Below are 20,147 nucleotides of genomic sequence, written 5' to 3'. Positions count from 1 at the left end.
ACTCAACGCCGCTGACTGACCGAGTCAGCGGCGTTTCATTTTTTACATCTCGCTATACGTAAAGCCATTTGCGCCTACTGCCCCATCAACGTAGTGTCGCGCGTAACACCTTAACAGGCATTTTTTGCTGAAAAATAACCTACCAACGATATAAATCTTATGACAAACCCACAAAATCGTGAAGAAAACCTGAAGCGCGGCGCATTTACCCGCTTCCTCGATAGCGTCGAGTGGCTGGGTAATCTACTCCCGCACCCGGTGACGCTGTTTGCCATTCTCTGTGTGTTAGTAGTGGTGGCTAGTGGCATCGCTGCTGCTCTGGGTGTTTCCGTGGCCGACCCACGCCCGGCTAACGAGGGCGAGTGGATCGCAGTGAACTCGCTCTTGAACGCGGAGGGGTTGCGTCGTCTCGTCACCGAGATGGTGACTAACTTCACCAGTTTTGCGCCCTTGGGCACGGTACTAGTCGCCATGCTAGGGGTAGGCGTTGCCGAACACTCTGGCTTACTCTCCGCCAGCATGCGCGCGCTGGTGCTCAACCGCTCTCCCCGCATCGTGACCTATGCCGTGGTATTTGCGGGCATCATGTCGAACATGGCTGCCGAGCTTGGCTATGTCGTGCTCATTCCACTGGCGGCAATGATTTTCCACTCACTCGGTCGTCACCCGCTAGCGGGCTTGGCAGCGGCGTTTTGCGGCGTCTCTGGTGGTTACAGCGCGAACCTGCTGATCGGTACAGTCGACCCGCTGCTCTCGGGTATCACCCAGGAGGCTGCACGCCTGCTCGACCCTACCTACTCCGTTGGGGCTGAAGCCAACTGGTTCTTCATGTTTGCCAGCACGTTCTTCGTCACACTGATTGGCGGCTTGGTCACCGAGCGGATCGTCGAACCCAAGCTGGGTAAGTTCGATTCTGCCTACGCCGATAGCGATATCGATCAGAACCGGATGGAGGGCCTGAGCGCGACCGAAAAACGGGCGCTGAAGGGTACCGGCCTAGCCACGCTAGCGCTGATAGCGCTGGTCGCCGTGATGGTCGTGCCGGAGAGCGGCATTCTACGCAATCCAGAGACAGGGCTAGTAAGCGGCTCCCCCTTCCTGCGTGGTATTGTGGTCATCGTGGCGATTGCCTTCACTGTGCTGGGCTTTGTCTATGGCCGACTCGCGGGCACCATGCAAAACGATCGCGACATCGTCGATGCCATGGCCAAAAGCATGAGCAGCCTGGGGCTCTATATCGTGCTGGTGTTCTTTGCCGCTCAGTTCGTGGCGCTGTTCAACTGGAGCAACTTCGGCACCGTGACCGCCGTGGCGGGCGCTGACCTGCTGGACTCCCTTGGCTTGCGCGGCCCAGGCCTGTTTGCGCTGTTCATCCTCATGTGTGCCTTCGTCAATCTCTCGCTGGGCAGTGCCTCGGCGCAGTGGGCGGTCACTGCCCCCATCTTCGTGCCCATGCTGATGCTGATGGGCTACGCTCCCGAGGTCATTCAGGCGGCGTACCGGATCGGCGACTCCGTCACCAACTTGATTACACCGATGATGAGCTACTTTGGCCTGATTCTCGCGGTGGCGACCCGTTACCGTAACGATATGGGCATTGGCACGCTGGTGGCGCTCATGCTGCCTTATACGCTGTTCATGCTGATCGGTTGGAGTGTGCTGTTCTTTATCTGGGTGTTTATTCTTGGCCTGCCGGTTGGTCCAGGTTCTGCCACTTACTACACGCTCTAAGCTTTAAACGGCATAACATAAAAAGCCCGCCGTTCAGAGAACGGCGGGCTTTTCGATCTTCGTGGCGACTCTATTCACCACTCACTCTTCACTACTCGTGGCTTTACTCGTCCAGGAACGAACGCAACGGCTCTGAGCGGCTGGGGTGGCGCAGCTTGCGAAGCGCTTTGGCTTCGATCTGACGAATCCGCTCGCGGGTGACGTCGAACTGTTTGCCCACCTCTTCCAGCGTGTGGTCGGTATTCATGTCGATACCGAAACGCATCCGCAGGACTTTCGCTTCGCGGGCAGTCAAACCGCCCAGCACGTTGCGGGTCGCTTCGATCAAGCCTTCGCCGGTGGCCATATCGATCGGCAGCAGCATGGTGCCGTCTTCGATGAAGTCACCCAGGTGCGAATCGTCGTCATCACCAATCGGCGTCTCCATGGAGATCGGCTCTTTGGCGATCTTGAGCACCTTACGCACTTTGTCTTCCGGCATTTCCAGACGCTCGCCCAGCTCTTCCGGTGTCGGCTCGCGACCCATTTCCTGCAGCATCTGACGGGAGACGCGGTTGAGCTTGTTGATCGTCTCGATCATGTGGACCGGGATACGAATGGTCCGCGCCTGATCTGCGATCGAGCGAGTAATGGCCTGACGAATCCACCACGTCGCGTAGGTCGAGAACTTGTAGCCACGACGGTATTCGAACTTGTCTACCGCCTTCATCAAGCCGATGTTGCCTTCCTGGATCAGATCGAGGAACTGCAGGCCACGGTTGGTGTACTTCTTGGCAATCGAGATTACCAAGCGCAAGTTCGCCTCGACCATCTCTTTCTTGGCGCGACGAGCTTTCGCTTCACCAATCGACAGCTTGCGATTCACCTCTTTGAGGTCAGCCACCGAGAGCTGCACCATGTCCTCTTCGAAGGCAATCTTACGCTGAGAGCGGGCGATATCGGCACGCAGCGGCTCTAGGCGGTCAGCGTACTTAGGCTGCGCTTCTTGGAAGGCGTCCAGCCATGTCTGATCCGATTCGTGGCCCGGGAACGACTTGATAAACGTTTTGCGCGGCACCTTGGCTTTCTTGACGCACAGCTGCATGACCGCTTTTTCCTGGGCACGCACCTGTTCGACACTGATCCGCACTTGGCCAACCAGACGCTCGAAGTGTTTCGGCACCAGCTTGATCGGCGAAAACAGCTCGGCAAGACGCTCCTGCTCGAACTTCAGCTCGGCGCTGCCACGACCGTGTTTGGCCAGCGCGGCTTCCACCGCCGCATTTTGCTCGCGAATCTGTTCGAAGCGAGCCTTGGCCTCTTCAGGATCTGGGCCGCCTTCGCTAGCGGTGGTGTCGTCCTCGTCGTCGTCCGCATCGCTGTCGATATCGTCATCATCGCTCAGCTCGGTGTCGACTTCGGGCTCCGGCACCTCTGCTTCGGCAACCCCAGGAATACCTTCGTCAGGGTCGATAAAGCCAGAAAACAGATCCGATAGGCGCCCAGGGGCTTCTTCGTCCTGGGTGGCGTCGTAGGCTTCGAGGATCGAGGCCACTGCACCGGGCAGATACGCCAGTGCGGACATCACTTCCCGCGTGCCCTCTTCGATCCGTTTGGCGATCTCGATTTCGCCTTCACGGGTCAAAAGCTCTACCGTCCCCATTTCACGCATGTACATGCGCACGGGGTCGGTGGTGCGACCGACGTCGCTTTCCACGGCGGCGAGTGCCGCAACGGCCTCTTCCGCAGCGGACTCGTCCGTGGAGTGATCCGACATCATCAAAGTGTCTTCATCTGGCGCTTCTTCAACGACACTGATACCCATGTCGTTGATCATGCCAATGATGTCTTCCACTTGATCCGGGTCGGCGATATCCTCGGGTAGATGGTCGTTGACCTCGGCATAGGTCAGGTAGCCCTGTTCCTTGCCGCGCGCGATCAACTCCTTCAGACGTGACTGCTGCTGCGCATTTCCAGCCATAGAAACCCTATCTCGACGAAGAAGAATGAAACACCTGGGGCGCTGAATCGATTAAACTCAACAAGCCGAACAGTATAGCGTAAATAGCTGGATTTTTTCCAGCGAAACGTATTTGCGCGGTCATTCAGGTGTGTTAGGTTGTTCGGTTAGGCCAGCGCCTGGCGACTAACCCTGTATGTGGTGCTGAAGCGTGGTAATTCAACCCTTAAGTGAAATTTAGAGGCTTACATCCGCTTATTAGACGCAAGCATCTGCATAAACTTTTGCCTCTCTTGGGCAGTAAGCTTTTGACCAGACTCTTTTTTCTTTACCAATGCAGAAAACTGCTCAGTTAACGCATCAATTTCAGCGTGAGGCTGAGACTTTTCTTTCATAGCTTTTAGATAATTTATGTTATCTATTAACTCTGTCTCTCGATGCTCCCTACCAAGCAAAGGCTCTCTTGCTGCAATTTCACTAAGCAACTTTCCCTCCTCAGTGCCCTGGAAGTGCGCCAGCACCACCTGTGGACTGCGATAGCGTCCGGCACGCAGTAGTGCAATCAACTCGCGGCACAGCGGGGCCTCTTCACTACTATCTGGCAGCCAATCCAGCGTCTCGGGCAGCGCCGTTACCAAACGCGGCTCATGCAGCAGTAGCTGCACGATCCGGCCCACCGTTGATAGCGTTTGCAGCGTTGTCCCTTGGCGACGGCCGCGAGCAGCCGGGCGGGAGGAGGCTTGCTCTGCCAGCATGGGCTCAGGCGCTGTCTCGTCCACTGGCGCCCATTGGGGGCTCGCCTGAGCGGCAGCCGTGCGTTTCTCCAACAGTGTTTGGAGCTGCGACTGCGCCAGCCCGCTGCGTTTGGCCAGCGACTCGAGCAGCAGCGATTTCAGCATGCCGTCTGGCACTTTGTTCAGCGCCTCCAACACCTGACTGGCAAAGCGCTCGCGCCCTTCCACCGTATTCAAATCGCGCCCTTGGGCGGCCTGCTCGAAGAGGAACTCCGACAGCGGCATCGCGCAGGTAACGCGATCTTGAAACGCCTCGCTCCCCTCTCGCCGTACCAGCGAATCTGGATCGTCCCCGTCAGGCAGAAATAGAAAACGCGCCTCACGACCGTCGATCATTTGCGGCAGAGCGGTCTCCAGAGCGCGGCTTGCCGCCTGACGACCCGCCCGGTCACCGTCGAAGCAGAACACCACTCGGCTCACCAGACGAAACAGGCGGCTCAAGTGATCTTCCGTGGTCGCGGTACCCAAGGTAGCGACGGCGTTATGAATGCCGAATTGGGCCAGCGCCACCACATCCATATAGCCTTCGACCATCACCAGCTGCTCAAGTTTGCTGGACGCCTGGCGCGCCTCGTACAAACCGTATAGCTCTCGCCCCTTATGAAAGACAGGCGTTTCCGGTGAATTGAGGTATTTGGGCTGCTCATCGCCCATGACTCGGCCACCAAAGCCTAGCGTACGGCCACGCAAGTCGCGGATGGGAAACATTACCCGATCACGAAAGCGGTCATAGGTGCGCCCGGTATCTTCTCGATGGATCAGCAGCCCGTACTCGACTTGTACCGGCTCACCGATACCTTTTGCCGACAGGTGCTGTTTGAGCGCTTCCCAGCCACCCGGCGCATAACCGATACCGTAGGTGTCGATCACCTCCGGCGATAGACCGCGACCCTGCAGATAGCGCTGAGCACTCTGGCCCTCCTGCATTTTCAGCCGTTCACGATAGAAGCTGGCGGCCACTTCCAGCAGATTGACGCCCTCTTTACGCTTCTTCTCGCGCTGCTGGGCACGCGGGTCATCCGCTCCCTCACGGGGTACGTCGAGCCCTAGGCGTCCAGCCAACTGCTCTACCGCTTCGGGGAACGGCAGCTTGTCGTACTCCATCAAAAAGCGCAGCGCGTTGCCGTGAGCGCCACAGCCAAAACAGTGATAAAACTGCTTGTCGGCACTCACCGTGAACGACGGCGTTTTTTCTTGATGGAAAGGACACAAACCGGAGAAGTTACGGCCCGCTTTTTTGAGCTGCACGCGCTCGCCAACCACTTCCACCACGTCAACGCGGCCAAGCAGGTCGTCAATGAAACGCTGTGGAATTTGGCCTGCCATGAACTGCGGGCATCCTCGCGCGAAGCGCTAATGGGCGGGTCTAACGTCATCAGGCAACGCGCCTGATCACCTTAAACCGCGCAAAACACACATCACAGAACGAAAAACAAACGGCCACCTAGTGGCGGCCGCTTGGCATCCCTCTTGAGATAACCGGCTAACAGCGCAGGCTACCCCCAGGTACGGATCAATAGAGCCGTTCGAAACGCTTACGCTCACGCTGCAATTTCTTAGCGTGACGTTTTACGGCAGCTGCCGCTTTGCGCTTGCGCTCAGCAGTCGGCTTCTCATAGTGCTCGCGACGACGTACTTCAGACAGAACGCCAGCTTTTTCGCAAGAACGCTTGAAGCGACGCAGGGCGACGTCAAACGGCTCGTTATCACGTACTTTTACAGAAGGCATTAAGCACTCACCTACCTTAAGGAGTCTTGAGTTCGGATAGTACGCACACCGAACACGACGGTGTACGACCCAGTTTTACAGCGCACAGTAGTCTAGTCGTGGTTGGCGATCTTTGCAAATGCTTACGCCCCTTCACTGCCATAATGCTAAACTAGCCGGTTTCAAGCTTCTGCCTTACCACCTATACGAGTTCTTTTGCTATGCGCGTACTGGGCATTGAAACGTCTTGCGACGAAACCGGCGTCGCCATTTACGATACCGCGTTTACCGGTGGGCGCGGCCTGCTAGCCGATGCGCTGTATAGCCAAATCGCCATGCATGCGGAGTACGGCGGCGTCGTGCCGGAGCTGGCCTCCCGAGATCACACCCGCAAGTTGCTGCCGTTGATCGAGCAAGTACTAAAAGACGCCCAGCTCACCCGCCAAGACCTGGACGGTATCGCTTACACCGCCGGACCGGGCCTCGTCGGCGCCCTGATGGTGGGTGCCAGCACTGCCCACGGCATGGCCAAAGCGCTGAACATACCGGTGCTGGGCGTTCACCACATGGAGGGCCACCTGCTGGCCCCCATGCTGGAAGACGATGCCCCCGAGTTTCCGTTCGTCGCTCTTCTGGTCTCGGGCGGTCATACCCAGTTGGTGGAGGTACAAGGGTTAGGGCATTACCAACTGCTGGGTGAATCGGTGGATGACGCGGCCGGAGAAGCCTTCGACAAAGCCGCCAAGATGCTCGGCCTTGCCTATCCTGGCGGCCCGCTGGTGGCCAAACTCGCCGAACAGGGCGACCCGAAACGGTTTCGTTTTCCGCGCCCGATGACCGACCGTCCGGGCTTGGACTTCAGTTTCTCTGGTCTAAAAACCCATACGCTAACGGCGATTCGCCAGCTAGAAGCCGCAGGTGAGCTGGATGAACAGTCGAAAGCCGATATTGCACGGGCCTTTGAAGAGGCCGTGGTGGATACATTGGTGATCAAATGTCGCCGTGCGCTCGACCAAACCGGCCTAAAGCGCATCGTGATGGCAGGCGGCGTGAGCGCCAACACCCGCCTGCGTGAACGGCTAGCGCTGGAGACTCAAAAGCGCCAAGCCCGCGCTTATTACCCTCGCGGGCGTTTTTGTACCGACAACGGCGCCATGATTGCCTATGTCGGGGCGCAGCGCTTGGCGGCAGGCGAGCGGGATGACAACGGCGTGATGCAGGCCACGCCCCGATGGCCGTTGGATACCTTGAACGCCCCCGAGTAATCGCCGCGCCTACCCACGCAGGTGCGGCTCGTCCCCTCGACGCAAGCGGCGAATATTGAGGCCGTGTCGAGCCAGCACCAGTAGGCTAAAGCCCCCTACGACACTCACGTAACCGGGGGCCAGCCAGAGGCACAGCAGCGGCGCCAGCAGCGCACAGGCAAGCGATGCCGCTGCGGCAGTGCGCAGCCGCCACGCAAGCAGCGTCCAACCAAGTGCCGTCAGCAGCGCCACGCTGGGCACCAGCACCAGCAGCACGCCAAACGCACTGGACACCGACTTTCCCCCGCGAAAGCCATACCAAAGGGGGTAGCTATGCCCCAGCAGCACGGCGAGCCCCACAACTCCCTGGAGCCATACCGGCAGCGTTAGCCACTTGGCCGCCAGCACTGCGGGCACGCCTTTTAGCGCATCCAGCAGCAGCGTGGCGGCGGCCAGTCGCGGGCCATACAGGCGCAGTACGTTGGAAAACCCTGGGTTGTAGGAGCCACAAAACCGAGGATCGTCGACACCTGCCCAGCGGCACACGCTCACTGCCGCCAGCCAACTGCCACTCAAGTAGCCGATCACTATCCATATCATGGCCTGCCCACCCTGGCATTGGCGGCCAACGCCGCTGCCTTACTGTCGTTTCTGGTCATCCTCAAGTACAATCGCCCGCTTGTTGACCCTGGGGGAAGGCCTGTGGACCGCATTTTGATCGAAGCACTCACCGTAGACACCGTCATCGGTGTGTACGACTGGGAACGCACGATAACGCAATCGCTGAGCCTGGATCTATCGCTGGCAACGGACATTCGGCCCGCAGCCGCCACGGATGATTTACGCTTGACGCTGGATTATGCCGCGATCTGCCAACGAATCCAGCAGTTCGCCGACGAGCATCAGTTTGCCCTGGTGGAAACCTTCGCGGAGCGTCTCGCGGCCTGCCTACAGCATGAATTCCCGATTCGCTGGCTACGCATGACCGTCCGCAAGCCCGGTGCCGTCCCTCAAGCGGCCAGCGTCGGTCTGGAAATCACCCGCGGCACGCTGCCGGAGGCCACGCAGGACACGACGTTATGAATCTGGTGACCCTGAGCCTGGGCAGCAACATCGACCCCGACACCCATATCCGGCTCTGTCTGGATGCCCTAGAAGAGACGTTTGGCCCGCTGCAGATTTCGCGAATTTTTGAAAGCGAGCCGGTAGGCTTTAAAGATAGCCGTAACTTCTACAACCTGGTGGTCGCATTTTACAGTGATTGGTCGGTGAGCGACCTCCAAGCGTGGTCCAAAGCGCTCGAAATTGCCCACGGCCGAACGCCAGACATGAAGAAGTGCAGCCCCCGCGCGCTGGATATCGATTTACTGACCGTCGGCGATGCCTGCGGGATCATCGATGATGTCACCCTGCCCCGCGGGGAGATCACCCACAATGCCTTCGTGCTTCAGCCACTGGCCGAGCTACTACCCAACACGCGTCATCCCGCCTGCCACACCTCCTATGCCACGCTTTGGAAACGCTTCACGTTGGGCGACCAGCGCCTTTGGCCCATTGATTTTCACTGGCGGGGCCGCTGGATTTCCCAAGCCGACCCGCAGCTTCGTGCGGCCATAGCGCGCTAGTGCGACGCCCTTTCGCCTAGCGCACCTGCCACCGCCCTCTGGCGATACTGGCGCAGCGCGTCTCCCAAAGCGGCACCACGGTACCCTTCACCGAGCAGCGCCTGGGGGCTCACTGCCTGGGCTGCCTGCCATGCCGCCTCCAGCAGGGCTTGGTACTCAGGAGCCAAACGGCCGACGAGCTGCAACTGCGCAGCGACCTGCGCAGGTTTGCGCCAGCCATCCAAGCGCTCCAACCAGTGCAGCACTCGCTCATCGTTGAGCGGTGCAACGAGTAGCGCTGTCGTCAGCGCGGTATGGCGAGCTAACTGCGTCACCGCGTTGGGCAGCCGCAGCCTGCCCGCTAACGCGTCGCGCTGCTCGTCACTGAGCACCGAGACCAGCAGCGCATAGCGCCAGTGGGCAAGCGCGGGTGAAGAGGTCTCAGGCGCGCTGGCTAGCGCGTCGAGGGCAGCGGCCAAGGTGTCGTCATCGTCAAGTTCCGGCCACCAAGTGGCGAGCGCCTGGCACTCGTTTAGCGTCGTGAAATAGCGCTCTGGATTGGGTTCTCCCAGCGCTTTTTCGGTCTCTACCCACACCCGCTCTGCGGCTAGGTGGCCAAGTTCGCCGCTGCCGCTGACGTGGCGCATCAGCGCGTGGGTGTCTGGGGCAATGGTAAAGCCCAGATGCGCATAGCGGGCTAAAAAGCGCGCAGTGCGCAGCACCCGCAACGGATCTTCGCTGAAGGCAGGCGATACGTGGCGTAAAAGTCGCTGCCGGATATCCTGCTGGCCGTGAAACGGGTCCGTCAGTTCCCCCTCGGGCCCCTGGGCAATGGCATTGATCGTCAAGTCACGCCGGGAGAGATCCTCCTCCAGCGTTACATCCGGGCTGGCATACACCTCGAACCCCCCGTAGCCGTGCCCGGATTTCCGCTCGGTGCGCGCCAGTGCATACTCTTCTGAGGTATGGGGATGCAAAAAAACTGGAAAGTCGCGACCTACGGGCTTGAAGCCCCGCTGGCGCATGTCGTCCGGCGTTGCTCCCACCACGACCCAGTCGTGATCGACCACCGGCCAGCCCAGCAGCGCATCCCGCACCGCGCCGCCTACGCGGTATACCGACAACCCTTGGGTGAGCGCATCCTGTTGAAACACTTAACGACCTCCTTGCTGGCTAGGGACGCGGGTGCGCTCGCCGGTCTCCAGGTTCATCGCCGTCAAGGCCCCGCCCCATACGCAGCCGGTATCCAATCCCTCGACGTTGACCTTGGCGTGGGGAGTGCGCCCTTCCAGCGCGGCCCAGTGGCCAAACAGAAGGCGCAGATCATCCTGGCGTGGAAACTGAAACCAGGGAGCGAACCCTTCAGGGGCGCTATCGAGTCCCTCTTTGGCCGCAAAATCGAGGCGCTCCTCGGCGTCGATGAAGCGCATCCGGGTCAACACATTGACGATACAGCGCAGGCGATCCATACCTTCCAAGTCGTCCCGAAAACGGTCCGGCTGATTGCCGAAAAGCTGGCTTAAAAATGCGCCTGAGTGCTCGCTTTGCAGCGCCGACTGCACTTCACCGCTTAGCGTCAGCGCCTGTTCGGCACTCCAACTGGGCAGCAGTCCGGCGTGGGCCATAAGCGTATTACCCTCATGCACGACCAGGGGCTGGCTCTGCAGCCAATCCAGCAGCGACTCCCGCTGGGGGGAGGCCAGAATATCGTCCAAGGTGTCGTTCTTTTTCAACTTGCCGCCCCCACGAGCCACCACCAGCAGGTGAAAATCGTGGTTCCCCAGCACGCAGCGCACGGCGCTACCGAGGGCCTGAGCTTCTTGCAAGCAGGCAAGCGAACCGGGGCCTCGATTGATCACATCGCCCACCAGCCAGAGCGTGTCGTGGGTGGGGCTGAAATTCACAGCGTCCAGCAGGCGAACAAACTCGGCATGGCAGCCGTGCAGGTCGCCAATGACATAGGTACTCATGGGCATTCCCGACTAACAGAGTTCAGTGCAGTTGACGCGGCACCGCCAAACGAAATGGCGCAATGGGCACATCGAAGGCGCGCTGCGTGTAAGTATTGAGCAGCGTATAGGCACCTTCCATCACCCCGACCGGCGTTTGCAGAATCGCCCGACTGGTGTAGCGAAAACGCTGACCAGGGCCAATCAGCGGCTGCTGGCCCACCACGCCTTTGCCACGCACCTCTTGGCTATCGCCGCTGCCTTGAGTGATCTTCCAGTAACGCGCCATTAGCTGCACGCTGTGCGGGCTTTGATTATGGACCGTTACGGTGTAGCTAAACACGTAGCGGGATTCGCTGTCGCTCGACTCTGCATCACGAAACTCGGGCGTGACGCTGACCTCGATCTCCAAGCCACTCACGCCTCGTCGCCCCCCTGGTTGCCGTCGTCCGCAGTGGCCGCCTCGTTGGCCGCGACCTGATTGGCGATGGTGACGTACTCCGCCACCGTCAGAGTTTGCGGGCGTCGCGCCGGGTCGATGCCCAACGCTTCCAGCGTCTCGGCGCTGACTCGCCCTTTCAGGTTATTGCGCAGGGTCTTACGCCGCTGCCCAAAGGCCAGCTTGACCAGTTCGAACAGCAGGGCCGGATCATCGGCGGTGTGGGGCAGATGTTCATGGGGCGTGAGACGCACGATCGCGGAGTCCACCTTCGGGCGCGGCACGAAGGCCTCCGGCGGTACGATGAACAGCTGGTCCACTTGGCAGTAGTACTGCGCCATCACCGACAGGCGACCCCAGTCGGTGCTACCCGGCTCGGCGGCCAGGCGCTCCACGACCTCTTTTTGCAGCATGAAGTGCATATCAGCAATGGCGTTACCCATGCTCAGAAGGTGCACGATCAGCGGTGTCGAGATGTTGTAAGGCAGGTTGCCCACCACCCTCAGCGCCGGGCCATCGCCCTTGAGCTCGGCAAAATCGAACTTCAGCGCGTCGCCTTCATGAATCACGAACTCAGGGTAGTTAAAAAACTGCACCCGCAGGCCTGGAATCAGATCACGGTCCAGCTCGATCACCTCCAGCTTCCCCGCCGCTTCCAGCAGCGGCGCCGTCAGTGCACCTTGCCCGGGGCCAATTTCGACGAGACGGTCGCCTTCGCGTGGCCCGATGGCGCGGACGATACGCGAAATGATGCCGAGGTCACGCAGAAAGTTTTGACCGAAGCGTTTACGAGCACGGTGCTGCTGAGGCACTTGAGACATCTAACAGTGTTCCTTGGAGGGTTGATTCATGAAGCGGCCAGGGAGCTGGCACGCTGAGCAGCAAGGCGCTGCGCTAGGGCAAGCGCGACGCCCAGACTATTGGGGTCGGCAGTACCATGGCCCGCCAAATCCAGCGCGGTGCCGTGGTCCACCGAGGTACGCACCAGCGGCAGCCCCAGGGTAATGTTCGCGGCCTGACCAAAGCCGGCGTATTTTAGCACTGCCAAGCCCTGGTCGTGGTACATCGCCAGCACCGCATCGACTCCGGCTAGGTGACGCGGGGTGAACAGCGTATCGGCAGGCAGCGGCCCTTGGATATCCAGCCCGTCGGCACGCAGCGCGTCGAGGGCAGGAATAATAATATCCAGCTCTTCGCGCCCCAAATGCCCCTCTTCCCCCGCATGGGGGTTGAGGCCGCATACCGCAATGCACGGATGCGAGATGCCGAATTGGCGCCGCAGGTCAGCGGCCAGTAAGCGGCTGATCTGGGTGACCCGCTCGAACGTGATGGCATCGGCCACGTTACGCAGCGGCAGGTGAGTCGTCACCAGCGCCACGCGCAAATCGCCGCTGCCTTGCCACAGCGGGTTCTTGGCATGCAGCGCGGCATCGGTCGCCAGCAGCATCACTACGTCATCCACGCCGCAGGCATCGCGCAGCCACTCGGTATGGCCGGTGAAGTGGGGAAAGCCCCCTTCGATGATGACCCCTTTATGTAGCGGCGCGGTGACCATCGCCGCGGCCTGCCCTGCTTGGCAGGCGTCTACGGCGATTTGCAGTGTCTCCAACACGTAGCTGGCGTTGGCGGGATTGAGCACCCCAGGCGTGGCAGGCGCGCGCAGTGCGGCGGGCCACACCACCAAACGCCCTGGAGAGGATATATCCAAGCTACCCGGCGCGGCCTCGACGACCTCTACGGCCAGCCCGAGCAGCTCGGCGCGCTGGCGCAGCATCTGCGGGTCACCCACCGCCACCGTGTTGGCTAATTGCCCACGAGCGGCCAGCATCAGCGTCAGCTCTGGCCCGATGCCCGCAGGTTCACCGGTGGTTAACAGCAGCGGCCGCGTCATTAGAGACGAATATCCACGAAGGCCTGTTCGCGAATTTCACGCTGCCAGGTTTGCAGCTCTTCGTTGGCACGACGCTGGAAAATCGCTTGGCGCACCTGCTCACGACGGCTCTCTTCGGTCACGTCCTGGCGGCGACGCTCCAGCACTTCGATGACGTGATAGCCGAACTGAGAGCGTACTGGCTCGGAGAGCTGGTTCGGGCTGAGAGACGTCATGGCTTCTTCGAACGCAGGCACCGTTTGGCCAGGGCGCACCCAGCCCAGGTCGCCGCCGTTCATGGCGCTACCACGGTCGTCACTGTACTCACGGGCCACCGACGCGAAGTCTGCGCCCTGCTGCAAACGCTGGCGAGCCTCTTCCGCGCGGGCGCGGGCTTGGTTCTCGTTACGCGTAGGCGTCAGCTCCACCAGCACGTGGCGGGCACGGGTCTCTTCGATAAACGCCTGCCCCTGCTGTTGGCTTGGCTGCTGGCTCAGGAAACGCTCCACATCGCGGTCGGAAACCGTGACGCGCTGGCTAATCTGGCGCTGCTGTACCTGGCGCATCAGCATTTCGCGGCGTACGTCTTCGCGCACGTCGGCCAGGGTAATGCCGTCGGCTTCTACCGCATCGGCAAACTGGTCCAACGTCATGTTGTTGGATTCGGCAATGCTGCGCAGCTGGCGGTTGAGTTCGGTGTCATCCACGCTCAGGTTGGCTTGGCGGGCCATCTGCAGCTGGATTTCATCCATGACCATGCGCTCCAGCACCTGCTGGGCCAGCTGATTACGCGGCGGCAAATTGCCGCCCTGAGCCGCTGCTTGCTGCTCCACCTGGGCAATGCGGTCATCCAACTCGCTGCGCATGATGACGCCATCGTTGACGACTGCGACGACGCTATCCAACTGCTGACGCTGGGCCGACTCGAAATTTTGCGCATGAACGGTCAGCGGAACCAGCGCCGCACCCGTGCCCAGGCAGAGCACCATCAGGCTGCCTGCGGACAGCTGGGTGGCTCGTTTCTTCAGCGCGCAGCTCAGCAAGGTCTTTCTGATCATCATAAAAAGTCTCTTTCAGTCGCTATTTTAAAGTGGTCGTTCATAGGGGCGTAGGGCGGTAGCCGGGAATCGCCTGTTCAAAGTAGCCGTCGGCCTCTTGACCCACGCCACCTAGACCACGAAACACGAAGCGCAAAAATAGCCCGCGGTCGTTGAAGTCATCGCCAACCCGCGCCGTATCGTTGTCGTCGATCCATTCACGCCATACCAGCTGTACGCCGTAGCAGCAGTCGTTCCACTGTAGGCCCGCGAGCTGTTCCAGGGGACGGTTGTTGGTTTGATCGTGCAGGTAGCGGCCAATCAAATCAATCCTTGGGCTCGCTTTCCACGCCAGCGAGAGATCCCACTCTTCGCGGCTGTAGTCGCGGAAACCGTCGTCGCCCGGCACCACGCTCGGATCGAACCCTTCGATCTCCCAACGGTAGCCAAGGTTCACTACGTGCCCTTCCGGGTGACGGTAGCGAACGTCCACGCTAGAGCGCTCGGTCTGCTCGCGTTCGTCATCGTAGAGCCATTCGTAGCCCGTACTCCAGCGATCCGATATTTGCCAATCCAGGCGAGTGACCAGCGGGGAGCGGTCACGGGTGGCCTGATAGCGGCTTTCCGGATTCACCGAAGGGTCTTCACTGGGGCGCGCTGGCAGCGTGTCCGGGTCGCCTTCGCTATCGATGCGCCGCTCGGAGAAGTAGTAGCTCTGGCCGACGCCAAAGGTCAGACGATCACGCCCGGCGCTATCTTCGATCAACCGTGATTCGACACCGAGCGATACGCGATTGAGATCCCCCACGCGGTCAGCCCCCGAGAAACGGTGCGGCGACCAGAGCTGATCCCATGAAAACGCCCGTTCACGGCTATCGAAATCGGGCAGCTGAGTCTGGTCGGTGCGCGGTACGTAGGCGTAGTTCACGCGGGGTTCGAGGGTTTGGCGATAATCGCGCCCGCCAAGCTCCAGTTCACGCTCGAAGACAAGGCCGCTGTCGATGGAGGTGATCGCGACGCTGCGCGAAGGCGATGTGGTGCGATCGGTCACTCGGTCGCCATAATCCAGCTCGTAAGCCGTGTGCCAAAGCTCGGTGCGGGGTTCGATATAGCCCCAGGGCTGCTCGTAACGCCAGCCCACCGCCGGTGTGAGGTGCAGGCGCGACCCAATGGCCGCCTCACGTTCCGGCACCCGCCGCTCGTCCACATCGCGCCAGAAGTAGGTGGCGTTGGAGCGCCACTGCGTATAGAGGCCGTTGCCTAGCTGCCAATCGGAGTTGGCGGTCAGGCTTGGCAGGCGGTAAAAGGGGCGATCGGTGTCGCTGAGCGGGTCTTCCAGGCGCTGAAAGCCCTGGGCCCGCGCATCGAGCTGCCAGCGTTCGCCGCGGTAATCGACCTGGGCCAGACGCTCCATACTGACCCGGTCGCTGTTGCCGAACTCGCCACCAAAGTCATCGAAGTAGCGCCCGTCGCTGGCCGCGCCGTAGCGCAGCCGGTAGTCGCTGCGCGGCGTGAGCCGTCCTGCATGCTGGGCGTCGATGTACCAGCGGTCGTCCCCCTCGAAGCGGTTATCACCGTTATTGGTGCCGCCGTCGCTATCGAGGTAGCCGCCCTCCACCAAGCCCTGACTCTCTTCGAGCAGGTAGCGGTATTCCCCATTGAGCAGCAGCCCCCGGTCCGACATCCAGCGCGGGGTAATGGTGGCATCCTGGTTCGGCGAAATGTTCCAGTAAAACGGCTGCGTATAATCGAAGCCATCGCTTGAGAAGCTTACTGACGGCGAGAGCAGCCCCGTATGACGGCGATCATCGATGGGGAAACGCAGCCACGGCCAGTAAAATACCGGGACGTCTTTGACTTCCAGCCGCGCGTGGCGGGCAGTGCCGAATCCTGCCGCCTGATCGAGACGAATGTCGCTACCTACCAACTGCCAACTGTTAGCACCGGGGTCGCAGGTCGTGAAGGTGGCTTCCTGCAGACGGTACTGCTCCTCTCCGGTCTGTTGCAGCTCACGCGCCTGCCCACGCAGGTGCTGCTCGTAGAGCACATAGTGGCTGTTACGTAGCGAGGCGCGATCTTCGTTCAACATCAACGTGGCGTGTTCGCCGCGCACGAGGGCTTGACTATCGCGAATGGCGAGGTTGCCCTCGGCATCTACCCGCTGGCGATCTGCCGGGAGAAAGACACGTTCGGCCTCTAGCTCGGTATTGCCCCGGCGCAGTACCACATCGCCACGCAGCAGGGCTTCGCCGTCAGCGGCGTAATCCACCTCTTCGGTTTCGACCGAAAGCGTTTCCGGGTTCTGTTCCGCTGGCAAGCGGTAGCCGGGCATCACATAGCGCCCCCGGCATAGCTGTTGCGGCGCTTCGTCTTGGCTCCAGGCCTGCCAGTCCAGCGCCTCTGCGGGCAGGGTTCGGTCCTGCGCCACCGCTGAAAACGAGGCGCCAGCGAGCAAACTGCCCAGCAGCGTATGCGCAACCGGTACGGTGCGCGAGATTCGCTTGCCCATGTTCGTTATCCTTGGCATCCAGAATCGGTATTATACAGCCCGCATGATGCCCGACCAGCAAGGAGCTTGCATGTCCTCTTCTCGGATCGACGCCCTCACTCAGTGGGCGGCGCAACAACACGGCCTTGATCACGCCACTCTTCGCCTCTCTGCTGCGGGCGGTGACGCCAGTTTTAGGCGCTATTTTCGACTAACGCTGCCGGATGGCAACACGCAAATCGTCATGGATGCACCGCCGGATCAGGAGGATTCCACGCCGTTTGTGGCCATAGGCCAGCGCTGGCATGCCGCCGGACTGCCGGTGCCCGCCATTCACGCCAGTGATCTGGACGCCGGCTTTTTGCTGCTGGATGATCTGGGCGATACGCCCCTGCAAGCCACCTTTACTGACCCGGCGCGCACGGAGGAGCACCACCACGCTGCGCTGTCGCTGATTGCCGAATTGCAAAACCGCGCCAACCCAGCCGCCCTGCCCGCCTACGACGCCGCCCTACTTGGCCGGGAGCTGGATCTTTTTCCCGAATGGTGCCTGGGTCGCTGGCTGTCGCTGCCGGTTCCGGATAGCTGGGAGGCGCTCCGCGGCACATTGATCGAGCGCGCCCTGGAACAACCGGTGGTGAGCGTTCATCGTGATTTCGATGCGATGAACCTGATGCTCCACCAGCAAACGCTTTACATGATCGATTTTCAGGACGCCGTGGCAGGTCCGCTCAGCTACGACGTTATTTCGCTACTGCGAGGCCGCTACTGCCGTTTCAGCCCTGACCAGTTTGCTTTCTTCGTCGGCACTTTCTATCAGCAGGCACGGCAAGAGGGTCGCCTGACCCGCTCGGTCAGCGAGGAAACTTTTTTAGCGCAGTGCCACGCCATGGCCGCACAGCGCTCGCTAAAAGTGCTGGGCATCTTTTGTCGGTTGACGCTGCGCGACAGCAAAGAAGGCTACTTAGCCCGCCTGCCCCACTTTTTAGCGCACCTAGAAGATAGCCTAGTGGCACTACCCCAACACCGCGAGTTTGCCGACTGGGTAAGTGGCGTGCTGCGCCCAGCGATCATGCAGCGTCTGGAGGAAAATACGCCATGAAGGCGATGATTTTAGCGGCAGGCCTGGGCAAACGGATGCGCCCACTCACCGACCACTGCCCGAAACCGCTGCTGCCCGTGGCAGACAAGCCGCTGATCGTCCATCATCTGGAGCGCTTGAAGCGTGCGGGTATCGAGGAGGTGGTGATCAACGTGAGCTACCGCGCCGAGCAGATCATGGCCGCGCTAGGCGACGGCTCTGCCCACCAACTGCGCATTCACTGGAGCCAGGAGGCTAGCCCGCTCGAGACCGGCGGCGGCATTCAGAAAGCGCTGCCTCTGCTGGGCGAAGCGCCGTTTCTACTGATCAATGGTGATGTGTGGTGCGACTACCTACCCAGTGCTGCCACGCTGGCAGAGGGCGACCTCGCCCACTTGATCCTCGTGGATAACCCTAACCACCACCCTGGCGGCGATTTTGCGCTCGACCGGGGCCGCGTTACGCAGACGGGCGAGTCACGCCTGACCTACTCGGGTATTAGCGTTCTGCGCCCTGACCTCGTCGCAACAGAGCCACCAGGAGCGTTTGCACTGGCTCCGCTACTGAAGCGCGCCATGGCCGAACAGCGCGTCAGCGGTGAACATTACTGCGGCCACTGGGTCGATGTTGGCACCCCAGAACGGCTCACCGAACTGGAGCAGCACTTGGCTCAGGCTTGACCGCCATGACCAGCGCACGATGAAGCCGTGCGCTGTCGCCTAGAAATGTTATGCTGCGCGACTTACCTTTCGTCGCCAAGATGAGGAGAGCAACGTGAAAGCACGGGTAAAATGGACCGATGGTCGTCAGTTCGTCGCAGAATCGGGTAGCGGACACAGCGTTGTGATCGATGGCCCGCCCGACCACGGCGGTCGTAACACTGGCCCACGGCCGATGGAAATGCTGTTGATGGGCATGGGTAGCTGCACTGCCTTCGATATCTTGAACATCCTCGACAAAGCCCGCGCCGATGTCACTGACTGCGTGGCAGAGCTGGACGCCGAGCGCGCCGATGAGGTGCCGTCCGTGTTCACCAAGATCCACGTGCACTTCGTGGTGACGGGGCGTGGCTTGAAAGAGAAGCAGGTACAGCGGGCCGTGGAGCTCTCGGCAGAGAAGTACTGCAGCGCCTCGATCATGCTCGTCAACGGTGGCGTTGAGATTACCCACTCTTTCGAGATCGTCGACGCTTGAGCCCCACGCTGCGACACTTTCGCTCAGGTTCAAAAAAAGTAGTGTGGCCGGATGCAACCCGCGCCACGGGCGGGCATAATACGCCCGCTTGTTTTTCCCCCTACTGCGTAGTGCGGGGCCGCTCCATGCACAGCGGCTGCGTCAGCACGGTAACAAGTGTTTATCGGTTCCGGCGCTGGATCGTCGGGGTGTCTTCATCTGCCATAGGGAGGTTCGGACGTGTCAGATAATCTCCGACTCCACGGGTTCAACAACCTGACAAGCTCGTTGAGCTTCAATATTTACGACATCTGTTACGCCAAAACCGAGGAGCAGCGTGCGGCTTACATCGACTATATCGATGAGCTTTACAACGCCGAACGTTTGACGCAGATTCTCAAGGACGTGACCAATATCATCGGCGCCCACGTGCTGAATATTTCACGCCAGGATTACGAGCCGCACGGTGCGAGCGTCACCATCCTGATCGCCGAGCACGAGCTGGATGACCCCACGCCGGGTCAAACCGAGCCAGGCCCGGGCCCGCTGCCTGAAACCGTCGTGGCGCACCTGGACAAGAGCCACGTCACGGTGCACAGCTATCCAGAATCCCATCCGGACAACGGCATCAGCACCTTCCGTTTGGATATCGACGTGTCGACCTGTGGTCATATCAGCCCGCTGAAAGCGCTGAACTACCTGATCCATAGCTTCGACTCCGACATCGTGACCATGGATTACCGCGTGCGCGGCTTCACGCGGGATGTGGATGGCAAAAAACTGTTCATCGACCACGACATCACCTCGATTCAGGACTACTTGGCAGAAGACACCAAGCAGGCCTACCAGATGATCGACGTGAACGTGTATCAAGAGAACATGTTCCACACCAAGATGCTGCTCAAGGACTTCGAACTGGATAACTACCTGTTCGGCACCTCGCGCCGCGACATCACCTTCGAAGAAGCGCGCGACATCGAAAGTCGTCTGCGCAAAGAGATGCTGGAGATTTTCTACTCCCGCAACTTCGACTGAGGCACGGCCTGCAGCCGCGTCGATGCCAATGAAAAGCTGCCCACGGGCAGCTTTT

The 20,147-nt window shown here is 60.4% G+C and carries 19 protein-coding genes; 8 read left to right on the top strand and 11 right to left on the bottom strand.

The annotated features are described in order from the left end of the window. Positions 1-159 precede the first annotated feature (159 nt). Positions 160-1,731: an AbgT family transporter gene (locus QIT27_RS04345; protein ID WP_159342988.1), complete on the top strand. Its 1,572-nt coding sequence runs from the start codon at positions 160-162 to the stop codon at positions 1,729-1,731. Between the two features lie 103 nt (positions 1,732-1,834). Here QIT27_RS04345 and rpoD read toward each other — a convergent pair whose 3' ends face one another. The 3 genes from rpoD to rpsU all read right to left on the bottom strand — a co-directional run bounded on the left by rpoD (position 1,835) and on the right by rpsU (position 6,193). Next, on the bottom strand, positions 1,835-3,691 hold the full coding sequence (rpoD, locus tag QIT27_RS04340; RefSeq protein ID WP_159342989.1) for an RNA polymerase sigma factor RpoD: 1,857 nt from the start codon (positions 3,689-3,691) through the stop codon (positions 1,835-1,837). Positions 3,692-3,915: 224 nt separating this feature from the next. Continuing rightward, entirely contained in the window at positions 3,916-5,790 is a 1,875-nt protein-coding gene (dnaG, locus tag QIT27_RS04335) for a DNA primase (RefSeq protein ID WP_285263003.1), read from the bottom strand. 187 nt (positions 5,791-5,977) lie between these two features. Next, on the bottom strand, positions 5,978-6,193 hold the full coding sequence (gene rpsU / locus QIT27_RS04330; protein WP_016416934.1) for a 30S ribosomal protein S21: 216 nt from the start codon (positions 6,191-6,193) through the stop codon (positions 5,978-5,980). 200 nt (positions 6,194-6,393) lie between these two features. On the opposite strand from rpsU, the gene tsaD reads away from it, so the two are divergent. Then, on the top strand, positions 6,394-7,437 hold the full coding sequence (gene tsaD / locus QIT27_RS04325) for a tRNA (adenosine(37)-N6)-threonylcarbamoyltransferase complex transferase subunit TsaD (protein WP_285263002.1): 1,044 nt from the start codon (positions 6,394-6,396) through the stop codon (positions 7,435-7,437). 9 nt (positions 7,438-7,446) lie between these two features. Here tsaD and QIT27_RS04320 read toward each other — a convergent pair whose 3' ends face one another. Further along, positions 7,447-8,016, bottom strand: coding sequence for a glycerol-3-phosphate acyltransferase (locus tag QIT27_RS04320; protein ID WP_159342992.1), 570 nt, complete (start codon positions 8,014-8,016; stop codon positions 7,447-7,449). A gap of 102 nt (positions 8,017-8,118) precedes the next feature. On the opposite strand from QIT27_RS04320, the gene folB reads away from it, so the two are divergent. Both folB and folK read left to right on the top strand, forming a co-directional pair. Then, positions 8,119-8,499 carry a dihydroneopterin aldolase gene (gene folB / locus QIT27_RS04315; protein WP_159342993.1) on the top strand — a complete coding sequence of 127 codons (381 nt, stop codon included), beginning with the start codon at positions 8,119-8,121 and terminating at the stop codon, positions 8,497-8,499. Then, entirely contained in the window at positions 8,496-9,041 is a 546-nt protein-coding gene (folK, locus tag QIT27_RS04310) for a 2-amino-4-hydroxy-6-hydroxymethyldihydropteridine diphosphokinase (RefSeq protein WP_285263001.1), read from the top strand. Before folB ends, folK begins: the two co-directional genes overlap by 4 nt. Here folK and QIT27_RS04305 read toward each other — a convergent pair. Genes QIT27_RS04305 through QIT27_RS04275 form a run of 7 tightly spaced genes read right to left on the bottom strand, consistent with a single transcriptional unit; the run spans position 9,038 to position 16,824 of the window. After that, a complete protein-coding gene (locus QIT27_RS04305; protein ID WP_285263000.1) occupies positions 9,038-10,174 on the bottom strand; it encodes a tRNA nucleotidyltransferase/poly(A) polymerase-related protein in 1,137 nt (378 codons plus the stop codon). The genes folK and QIT27_RS04305 overlap by 4 nt on opposite strands. Then, positions 10,175-10,990, bottom strand: a complete 816-nt coding sequence (locus QIT27_RS04300) for a symmetrical bis(5'-nucleosyl)-tetraphosphatase (protein ID WP_285262999.1) — start codon at positions 10,988-10,990, stop codon at positions 10,175-10,177. Positions 10,991-11,012: 22 nt separating this feature from the next. Further along, the gene (apaG, locus tag QIT27_RS04295) at positions 11,013-11,390 is read right to left on the bottom strand and encodes a Co2+/Mg2+ efflux facilitator ApaG/CorD (protein WP_139526510.1); all 378 of its coding nucleotides are present in this window, start codon (positions 11,388-11,390) and stop codon (positions 11,013-11,015) included. Next, a complete protein-coding gene (gene rsmA, locus QIT27_RS04290; RefSeq protein ID WP_159342997.1) occupies positions 11,387-12,229 on the bottom strand; it encodes a 16S rRNA (adenine(1518)-N(6)/adenine(1519)-N(6))-dimethyltransferase RsmA in 843 nt (280 codons plus the stop codon). The genes apaG and rsmA overlap by 4 nt, the downstream gene beginning before the upstream one ends. Before the next feature lie 26 nt (positions 12,230-12,255). Then, positions 12,256-13,299, bottom strand: coding sequence for a 4-hydroxythreonine-4-phosphate dehydrogenase PdxA (gene pdxA / locus QIT27_RS04285; RefSeq protein ID WP_285262998.1), 1,044 nt, complete (start codon positions 13,297-13,299; stop codon positions 12,256-12,258). Then, complete coding sequence (locus QIT27_RS04280) at positions 13,299-14,339, bottom strand: peptidylprolyl isomerase (RefSeq protein ID WP_159342999.1); 1,041 nt, start codon at positions 14,337-14,339, stop codon at positions 13,299-13,301. Before QIT27_RS04280 ends, pdxA begins: the two co-directional genes overlap by 1 nt. Positions 14,340-14,376: 37 nt before the next feature. Continuing rightward, the gene (locus QIT27_RS04275; protein WP_285262997.1) at positions 14,377-16,824 is read right to left on the bottom strand and encodes an LPS-assembly protein LptD; all 2,448 of its coding nucleotides are present in this window, start codon (positions 16,822-16,824) and stop codon (positions 14,377-14,379) included. Between the two features lie 70 nt (positions 16,825-16,894). On the opposite strand from QIT27_RS04275, the gene QIT27_RS04270 reads away from it, so the two are divergent. From QIT27_RS04270 to speD, 4 genes are all read left to right on the top strand, one after another. Next, a complete protein-coding gene (locus QIT27_RS04270; RefSeq protein ID WP_285262996.1) occupies positions 16,895-17,905 on the top strand; it encodes an aminoglycoside phosphotransferase family protein in 1,011 nt (336 codons plus the stop codon). Continuing rightward, positions 17,902-18,564 carry an N-acetylmuramate alpha-1-phosphate uridylyltransferase MurU gene (gene murU, locus QIT27_RS04265; protein ID WP_285262995.1) on the top strand — a complete coding sequence of 221 codons (663 nt, stop codon included), beginning with the start codon at positions 17,902-17,904 and terminating at the stop codon, positions 18,562-18,564. The genes QIT27_RS04270 and murU overlap by 4 nt, the downstream gene beginning before the upstream one ends. Positions 18,565-18,658: 94 nt before the next feature. Further along, the gene (locus QIT27_RS04260) at positions 18,659-19,078 is read left to right on the top strand and encodes an OsmC family protein (protein ID WP_159343003.1); all 420 of its coding nucleotides are present in this window, start codon (positions 18,659-18,661) and stop codon (positions 19,076-19,078) included. A gap of 219 nt (positions 19,079-19,297) precedes the next feature. After that, positions 19,298-20,092, top strand: a complete 795-nt coding sequence (speD, locus tag QIT27_RS04255; protein ID WP_159343004.1) for an adenosylmethionine decarboxylase — start codon at positions 19,298-19,300, stop codon at positions 20,090-20,092. Positions 20,093-20,147 lie beyond the last annotated feature (55 nt).

It is taken from the genome of Halomonas sp. LC1 (genome assembly GCF_030247125.1).
In the GTDB taxonomy this organism is placed as follows: domain Bacteria; phylum Pseudomonadota; class Gammaproteobacteria; order Pseudomonadales; family Halomonadaceae; genus Vreelandella.
The sequence above is the reverse complement of the archived record's forward strand: the minus strand, read 5'-3'. Positions and strand labels throughout refer to the sequence as shown.

Excerpts from the sequence above, each read along its gene's own strand:
- QIT27_RS04345 (WP_159342988.1), top strand. The coding sequence starts at position 160 with ATGACAAACCCACAAAATCGTGAAGAAAACCTGAAGCGCGGCGCATTT.
- rpoD (WP_159342989.1), bottom strand. The coding sequence starts at position 3,691 with ATGGCTGGAAATGCGCAGCAGCAGTCACGTCTGAAGGAGTTGATCGCG.
- dnaG (WP_285263003.1), bottom strand. The coding sequence starts at position 5,790 with ATGGCAGGCCAAATTCCACAGCGTTTCATTGACGACCTGCTTGGCCGC.
- rpsU (WP_016416934.1), bottom strand. The coding sequence starts at position 6,193 with ATGCCTTCTGTAAAAGTACGTGATAACGAGCCGTTTGACGTCGCCCTG.
- tsaD (WP_285263002.1), top strand. The coding sequence starts at position 6,394 with ATGCGCGTACTGGGCATTGAAACGTCTTGCGACGAAACCGGCGTCGCC.
- QIT27_RS04320 (WP_159342992.1), bottom strand. The coding sequence starts at position 8,016 with ATGATATGGATAGTGATCGGCTACTTGAGTGGCAGTTGGCTGGCGGCA.
- folK (WP_285263001.1), top strand. The coding sequence starts at position 8,496 with ATGAATCTGGTGACCCTGAGCCTGGGCAGCAACATCGACCCCGACACC.
- QIT27_RS04300 (WP_285262999.1), bottom strand. The coding sequence starts at position 10,990 with ATGAGTACCTATGTCATTGGCGACCTGCACGGCTGCCATGCCGAGTTT.
- rsmA (WP_159342997.1), bottom strand. The coding sequence starts at position 12,229 with ATGTCTCAAGTGCCTCAGCAGCACCGTGCTCGTAAACGCTTCGGTCAA.
- pdxA (WP_285262998.1), bottom strand. The coding sequence starts at position 13,299 with ATGACGCGGCCGCTGCTGTTAACCACCGGTGAACCTGCGGGCATCGGG.
- QIT27_RS04280 (WP_159342999.1), bottom strand. The coding sequence starts at position 14,339 with ATGATGATCAGAAAGACCTTGCTGAGCTGCGCGCTGAAGAAACGAGCC.
- QIT27_RS04275 (WP_285262997.1), bottom strand. The coding sequence starts at position 16,824 with ATGGGCAAGCGAATCTCGCGCACCGTACCGGTTGCGCATACGCTGCTG.
- QIT27_RS04270 (WP_285262996.1), top strand. The coding sequence starts at position 16,895 with ATGTCCTCTTCTCGGATCGACGCCCTCACTCAGTGGGCGGCGCAACAA.
- murU (WP_285262995.1), top strand. The coding sequence starts at position 17,902 with ATGAAGGCGATGATTTTAGCGGCAGGCCTGGGCAAACGGATGCGCCCA.